Here is a 7,021-nt window from a genome sequence, read left to right on the forward strand (position 1 = left end):
CCCCCGCGCGCCGACCACCAGCAGCTGCGCCGAACCGCTCGCCTCGATCAGCGCCTCCCGCGTCCCCCCGTGCACCACCCGGTGCTCCACCGCCACACCCGGTAAATGCTCCCGCCGGCCCGCCAGCGCCTCCGCCGACAACCGTTCCTCCGCCCCGGCCCGCGTCCCGGGCGGGTTCGCGTACGGCGCCGACGGATCGGAAGGGGCCGGCATCGGCGCGTTCCACGTGGTCCACGCGTGCAGCGCGACCAACGGCGCGCCGCGCAGGGACGCCTCGGCGAACGCGAAGTCCACGGCCTTCCGGCCCGCCGCCGAACCGTCGACGCCCAGCACGACCGGACCGTCCGGGCGCGGCTCCTCCCGCACGACCAGGACCGGGCACGCCCCGTGGGCGGCCAGATGCACCGCCGTGGACCCCACCAGCAGCCCGACGAACCCGCCCATGCCCCGGCTCCCGACCACGACCAGCTCCGCGGCCCGCGACTGCGCCTCCAGAACCGTCAGCGGCTCACCGCTCACCACGACCTGACCGATCTCGACGTCCGGTTCCGCCGTCCGCGCCCGAGCGACCGCCTCGGCCACCACCCGGTCGGCCAGGTTCCGCAGCCCGCCGTCCGGCGGGCCCAGCGGCCACGGCCCCAACGGGACGTGCAGCGCGGGCCACAGAAACGCGTGCACCACCCGCAGCGCCGCCCCGCGCAGCCGCGCCTCCCGCGCGGCGACCTCCACGGCGGCAAGGCTCGACGCCGAACCGTCCACACCCACGACCACCGGACCGCTCACCGTGCCTCCAACGCTCCGACACCGTCACCCTCACCTTCAGGGTCACCCCGGCCCCGCTCCGCCGCCCGGGAAACGAACGGCCCGGCGCCGCCGCACGGCGTCCTCGGGCTGCTCGGGCCCCTGTCCGCGGGACGGGCGGTCGGCTCCTGCGGGACTTTCGGCCCTGTGACCGCGGTCGACGCCGACCGATCGTGGGGATCGGACCAGCGATCCGCTGGAGGCCGAGTCATGAACGCACCGTATTCGCCGCACGCGTCCGGTCCGCCCCCGCCGCGTCAGGACCACGTACCGAAGGGCGCGAACCCGCTGCGCCGCACCTCCGACCGGGTCGAGTCGTGGCTGGGCGGGCTCCTCCTGCTGGCCCTCGTGCTGGGCCTGCCGGTGGCCGCGATCGGCGCCGGACTCACGGCGTACGACGCGTCGATGCAGGCCGTGCGGACCCAGGCGGAGCAGCGGCAGGAGGTCACCGCCCGGCTGACCTCGGTCACCGAGGGCGTCACCACCGACGTGAAGCAACCAGCGCACATCCGCTGGACCGACGCCGACGGCGTCGTACGGACCGGCACCACCCTCGTGAAGGCGGGAACGCCCGCGGGCGCCACCGTGAAGGTGTGGACGGACCGCGACACCGGCAGCCTCACCAGGGCGCCGCTGAGCGAGCACGTCGCGAGCGTCAACGGCTGGTTCGCGGGCAGCGTCGCGGCGGCGGGCGTGGGCCTCGGGTACCTGGCGGCACGGGCGGGCACGCGCCGCCTGCTGGACCGCGGAAGGTACGCGCAGTGGGACGCCGAGTGGGCCAGGGTCGAGCCCCTGTGGTCCGGCCGCCACCGCTGCTGACAGACACGAACCCGGTACGTGAGCGGAGGAGAAGCCGCAGGCCCGAGGAGCCCGCAGCCCGGAGAGCACCTGAGCCGAGGAGGCGACGTCGATGTCCGACGCGACGACGACGGACCTGTACGAGGTCACCATGGCCCTGTCCTGCCTGCGAGAGGGCATGACCGGCCCGGCGACGTTCAGCCTCTTCGCGCGTGACCTGTCGAGCCGCCGCCCGACGCCGCCCGGCCGCTGCTGGAGACGGTATGCGGGGCGGGCGACGCACCGGCACCCCGCCCACGCTCGACGAGTGCCGGGACGGATGCACGACGGACCTCGACCTGCTGCCGCCGGCCGCCCGACGGATCCGTTCTATCCGCTGGCCGAGCGGCTGGCGGCGCTGACGTCCGCGCCGACGGCGGCGCTGCCGGTGCACCGATCGCGCCGCGCGCGACGGTCTCCGCACGGCTCAGCGCCCTCGCCGAGCGCGTGCGGCGCCGTGTCGAGGCGAGACCGGCAGCCGACGCACCGCGAGCGGTCAGCGGACGGCCCGGGGGAGCGGGGGACGGCCTCGACAGCACGCGGACCCGGCAGGACGTCGCCACGAAGAAAGTCAGGAGGAACAGCGATGACACACCCCGTACGACGCAGCCGAGGCGGCGGCCTCTCCGCGGTGATGCACGAACTGGACGATCTGCGCACCCGCATGGACCAGCTCATGCACTCCGTGTTCCCCGTCGCCGGCTACCCCGAGTTCGACAACGCCGAGCCGTGGGCTCCGCCGGCCGACGTCGTGGACGCCGACAACGCCTACCTGGTGGAACTGGAACTCCCCGGAGTCGACAAGGACCAGATCACCGTCGAGGTGTCCGACGGCCGGCTCGACGTCCACGGAGAGATCAAGGACAAGGAACACGACGGGGTGCTGCGCAGGCACACCCGCCGCGTGGGCCGGTTCGACTACCGCACGACCCTGCCGCCGAACGCCGACACCGAGCACGTCAGCGCGGACCTGACGAACGGCGTACTGACGGTGAGAGTCCCGAAGACCGAGAACGGCAGCACACACCGTGTGGAGATCACGGGCTGAGCCGGCGCGGCACCGGGCCCCGCACACGCGGACACGACCGCGGGACAGCCGTTCGGCCCGGCCCGGACGCCGGACATCCGGGGCCGATCGCCCCAAGCGGCGACCCGCCCCGGGTGGCACCTTGGACACATCACCATCGAGCCGAGAGGGCGGTCGCCGTGCAGGCTCACCTCGGAGACCGACTGGTCGTCGAAAGTCAGAGGACCGGCGCGGTCAGACGCGACGGGGAGATCGTCGGACTCCACCACGAGGACGGAACACCCCCCTACGACGTGCGCTGGTCGGACACGGACGAGGTGACGCTCGTGTTCCCCGGCCCCGACGCACACATCCGGCACATCGAGCGGCACGGGCGGCCCGGCACATCCCGGCCGGACCCGGACGCCACCGGCACCGAGCCCGACGCCCCGCCCCGGACCCCGCACGCGACGGCGCCCGAGGCCGGCCCGTCCGGCCCCGGCGACATCGGCCGGCGTATCACCCCCGCCGATCAACAGGCGGCCACGGGCTGCCGGAGAGCGGCCCCGCCCCGGTCGCCGACTCGCTAGAGGGGAGCCTGCGGTGAGCCGACAGACACCGAACGACGACCAGGTGACGGCCCTGGCCCGCGCCGCTGCCGCCGCCCCGTCCATGCACAACGCGCAGCCCTGGCGGTTCCGCTACCACCGGCACAGCCGCACCTTCGAGATCCACGCCGACTTCGGACGCGGCCTGCCGCACTCCGACCCCGACACGCGCGCCCTGCACCTCGGCTGCGGAGCCGCCCTGCTGAACCTGCGGGTCGCCGCGGCCCACGAGGGATGGAACCCGCAGACCCGGCTGCTGCCCGACCCCGCTGACGGGGCACTCCTCGCGCGCACACGGCTGACCGACGCGACCGAAGCCGCCGACGGGCCCGCCGAGTCCGACGACTCCGGCGGACTCGCCGCCCTGCATCCGGCGATCCACCGCCGGCACGGCAGCCGCTTCCCGTTCGAGGAACGGCCCGTCCCCGAACCCGTGCGCGAGGCCCTCGTCGCGGCGGCGCGGGCCGAGGGAGCGCTGCTGATGTTCCCCGCCTCATGGCATCTGCGGCAGGTGCTGGACCTGGTGCAGGAGGCCGAGGCACGCAACCGCACCGACCCCGGCACCCGCACGGAACTCGACCAGTGGACGCGCCTCGGCACCCCAGCGGAGGGCGCCGCAGGCGACGGAGTGCCGGAGTACGCCTTCGGGCCGCGCAAACGCGGCGGCAGCGCCCCCGTGCGCGACTTCGAGAGCAGCCGCACAGTCGCGGGCCGGGACGCCACGGACTTCGAACGCACCCCTCAACTGGCCCTGCTCAGCACCGGCCGGGACCGGGCCGAGGACTGGCTGCGCGCCGGCCAGGCCATGGAACGCGTCCTGCTGCTGGCCACCCTGCACGGCGTGGCGAGTTCCTTCGTCACGCAGCCCCTCGAATGGCAGGACCTGCGCTGGCCGCTGCGCGACCCGCTGTCGGGGACCGGGTACACCCAGATGATCCTGCGCCTCGGATACGGCCCCGAAGGCCCCGCCAGCCCCCGCCGGCCCGTGACGGACGTGCTGGACATCCGGCCATGACCGGCCGGCCCCCGACGACCCGGGCGCGGACGCGGGCCGACCGGGCCCGCAGCCCTCCGTGCCGCCGGCGGCGGTCGGGCTGACGTCGGCCGAGGCCGCGCACCGGCTGGCACGGTACGGGCCCAACGCGCTCCCGCCGGAACCCCGCACCCCCGTCCTGCGGCGGGTGCTGCAACAGCTGCGCGACCCGCTCATCGTGGTGCTGCTGGCCGCCGCAGCGCTCACGATCGCCACCGGCGATCTCTCCGACGCCGCCGTGATCCTGCTGGTCGTCACCGTGAACACGGTGGTCGGCGTCGTCCAGGAAGTGCGCGCCGAACAGGCCGTGACGGCCCTGTCCGCGATGAGCGCCCCCACCGCCCGGGTCGTACGCGACGGCGAGGAACGCGAACTTCCCGCCTCCGAGGTGGTGCCCGGCGATCTCGTCCTGCTCGCCGAGGGCGACATCGTGCCCGCCGACGGCGACATCCGCTCCGCCGCGACCCTCATGGCCGACGAGTCGTCCCTCACCGGCGAATCCGTGCCCGTGGAGAAGACACCCGACGGCGAGCCCGCGCAGCGCACGGTGTCCTCCGGCACGGTCGTCGTACGCGGCCACGGAAGCGCCGTGGTCACCGCGACGGGAGCCGACAGCGCGCTCGGGCGGATCGCGTCCCTGATGGGCGCCGCGCCGGGGCCGACCCCGCTGCAGCGCCGCCTGGCCGGGTTCGGCCGGGTGCTGGCCGCCGGCATCGTCGCGTTGTCCGCCCTCGTCCTGGCGCTCGGGCTGGTGCGCGGGCAGCCCACGGAACTGATGATCGTGGCGGCGATCAGCCTTGCCGTGGCCGCCGTACCGGAGTCCCTGCCCGCCGTCGTGACCCTCGCCCTCGCCCTGGGGGCACGGCGGATGGCGGACCGGCACGCCATCGTCCGCAGACTGCCCGCCGTGGAGACGCTCGGCTCCGTCACCGTGATCGCCACCGACAAGACCGGCACGCTCACCGAGGGCCGTATGGCCGCCGAACAGCTGTGGACGCCGTACGGGGAGGCCGCCGTCCTCGGCACCGGCTACGAGCCGCACGGCCGCGTCGTCCGCGACGGCACGACGGTCACCGCCGACGACGCACCCGACCTCGCGGCGCTGCTGAGCACCGCCGTGCTGTGCAACGACGCCGCCCTGGAGCCTCCCCGGGACGACTCCGACGAGTGGCGCGCCCTGGGCGATCCCACCGAGGCGGCGCTGCTCGTGGCGGCGGCCCGGCTCGGCCTGGACCCGGCGCGGCTGCGGCGGGCGCTGCCCCGCGTGGCGGAGATCCCGTTCGACAGCGGCCGCAAACGCATGACGACCGTCCATCGCCGCCCCGACGGGACCGTGCGCGTCGCGTGCAAGGGAGCGCCGGAGGTCCTGCTGCGGCCGGACGTCCTCACCGACGGCCCCGACCTGCTCGCCCGGGCGGCGGACCGCGCTGACGCGCTGGCACGGGACGGCCACCGGGTGCTCGCCGTCGCGTCCGCCGACCACGAGGACGGCGACGACCCGCCCGGCACATGGGAGTCGGGGTTGTCGCTGCTGGGTCTGATCGGCATCCTCGACCCGCCCCGCGGCGCGTCCGGGCCGTCGATCGCCGCCTGCCGGCAGGCCGGTGTGGTGCCCGTCCTCATCACCGGCGACCACCCGCTGACCGCGCGGGCCGTCGCCGAGCGCCTCGGCATCGCCTCGCGCGAGGAGGAGGTCACCACCGGGCAGCACCTCCGGGACGGCACGGCGGGCGAGCTGACCGGCGTACGCGTCTACGCCCGCACCACCCCCGAGCAGAAACTCGACATCGTCCAGGCGTGGCGCGAGGCCGGGCAGGTCGTCGCGATGACGGGCGACGGCGTCAACGACGGGCCGGCCCTGCGCCAGGCCGACATCGGCGTCGCCATGGGCCGTCGCGGCACCGAAGTGGCCCGCCAGGCCGCCGACCTCGTCCTCGCCGACGACAACCCGGCCACCATCGTCTCCGCCGTCGAGGAGGGACGCCGGGTCTACGCCAACGTACGCCGCTTCCTGCTGTACGGGCTCGCCGGCGGAACCGCCGAGATCCTCGTCATGCTCCTCGGCCCCTTCCTGGGCTTCCCGCTGCCGCTGCTGCCCGCCCAGATCCTGTGGATCAACCTGCTCACCCACGGCCTGCCCGGCGTGGCGCTCGGCGCCGAGCCCGTCGCCCCGGACGCGATGCGGCGTGCGCCGCGGCCACCCGAGGAGAGCGTGCTCGGCGCCGGACTGTGGCCGCGGATCCTGCTCATGGGCACCTTCCTCGCCACCGTCACCCTGGCCGCCGGAGTCTGGGCCCACGAGACGGGACGCCCCTGGCAGTCCGTGATCTTCCTGGTCCTCGGCGCGACCCAGCTCGGCATGGCCCTCGGCTCCCGCGCCCGCCCCGGCACGCTCACCAACCCGTTCCTGCTGGTCGCCGTGGGGGTGGCGCTGGCCCTCCAGGTGGCCGGCGTCTGGCTGCCCCCGCTGCGCGACCTGCTCGGCACACAGCCGCTGGAGCCGGTGGACCTGGCGATCGCCTGCGCGCTGTCCGGCCTCGGCCATGTGGTGATGCGCCTTCAGGCCCGCCTGTGGCCGGAACGGCAGCCGCGCACGGCGGTCGCCCGGGAAGCGGCCGGACACATGCGGTGAGACCGGGGCCGCCGTCTCGGGCGTTTCGGGGGCGGGCCTCGGCCGGGGCCCCGGGTTCGGCCTCGTACGCCGGCGACATGCCCCATCCCGGCCCGCCCCCGAAA

At 75.2% G+C, this 7,021-nt stretch carries 5 protein-coding genes and 1 pseudogene; 5 read left to right on the forward strand and 1 reads right to left on the reverse strand.

Annotated elements, in window-relative coordinates; genetic code table 11:
• On the reverse strand, positions 1 to 783 hold a 783-nt coding region (locus MTQ10_RS25525; protein ID WP_247472511.1), incomplete at its 3' end, for a universal stress protein.
• 228 nt (positions 784 to 1,011) lie between these two features.
• Here MTQ10_RS25525 and MTQ10_RS25530 point away from each other — a divergent pair.
• From MTQ10_RS25530 to MTQ10_RS25550, 5 genes and pseudogenes are all read left to right on the forward strand, one after another.
• Complete coding sequence (locus tag MTQ10_RS25530) at positions 1,012 to 1,620, forward strand: Rv1733c family protein (protein ID WP_247472512.1); 609 nt, start codon at positions 1,012 to 1,014, stop codon at positions 1,618 to 1,620.
• 604 nt (positions 1,621 to 2,224) lie between these two features.
• On the forward strand, positions 2,225 to 2,686 hold the full coding sequence (locus tag MTQ10_RS25535) for an Hsp20/alpha crystallin family protein (protein WP_247472514.1): 462 nt from the start codon (positions 2,225 to 2,227) through the stop codon (positions 2,684 to 2,686).
• Positions 2,687 to 2,844: 158 nt separating this feature from the next.
• A pseudogene (locus MTQ10_RS31825) lies at positions 2,845 to 3,067 on the forward strand (DUF1918 domain-containing protein); the annotation flags it as partial.
• Between the two features lie 180 nt (positions 3,068 to 3,247).
• Entirely contained in the window at positions 3,248 to 4,267 is a 1,020-nt protein-coding gene (locus MTQ10_RS25545; RefSeq protein WP_374117690.1) for an Acg family FMN-binding oxidoreductase, read from the forward strand.
• A gap of 58 nt (positions 4,268 to 4,325) precedes the next feature.
• Positions 4,326 to 6,917, forward strand: a complete 2,592-nt coding sequence (locus tag MTQ10_RS25550) for a cation-translocating P-type ATPase (protein ID WP_247472513.1) — start codon at positions 4,326 to 4,328, stop codon at positions 6,915 to 6,917.
• The last annotated feature ends 104 nt before the right edge of the window (positions 6,918 to 7,021 follow it).

The sequence above is a fragment of the Streptomyces sp. XM83C genome (assembly GCF_023072675.1).
In the GTDB taxonomy this organism is placed as follows: domain Bacteria; phylum Actinomycetota; class Actinomycetes; order Streptomycetales; family Streptomycetaceae; genus Streptomyces; species Streptomyces thermocoprophilus.

Bases quoted from the DNA above. Each gene is read 5' to 3' on its own strand.
- MTQ10_RS25530 (WP_247472512.1), top strand. From the start codon at position 1,012: ATGAACGCACCGTATTCGCCGCACGCGTCCGGTCCGCCCCCGCCGCGT.
- MTQ10_RS25535 (WP_247472514.1), top strand. From the start codon at position 2,225: ATGACACACCCCGTACGACGCAGCCGAGGCGGCGGCCTCTCCGCGGTG.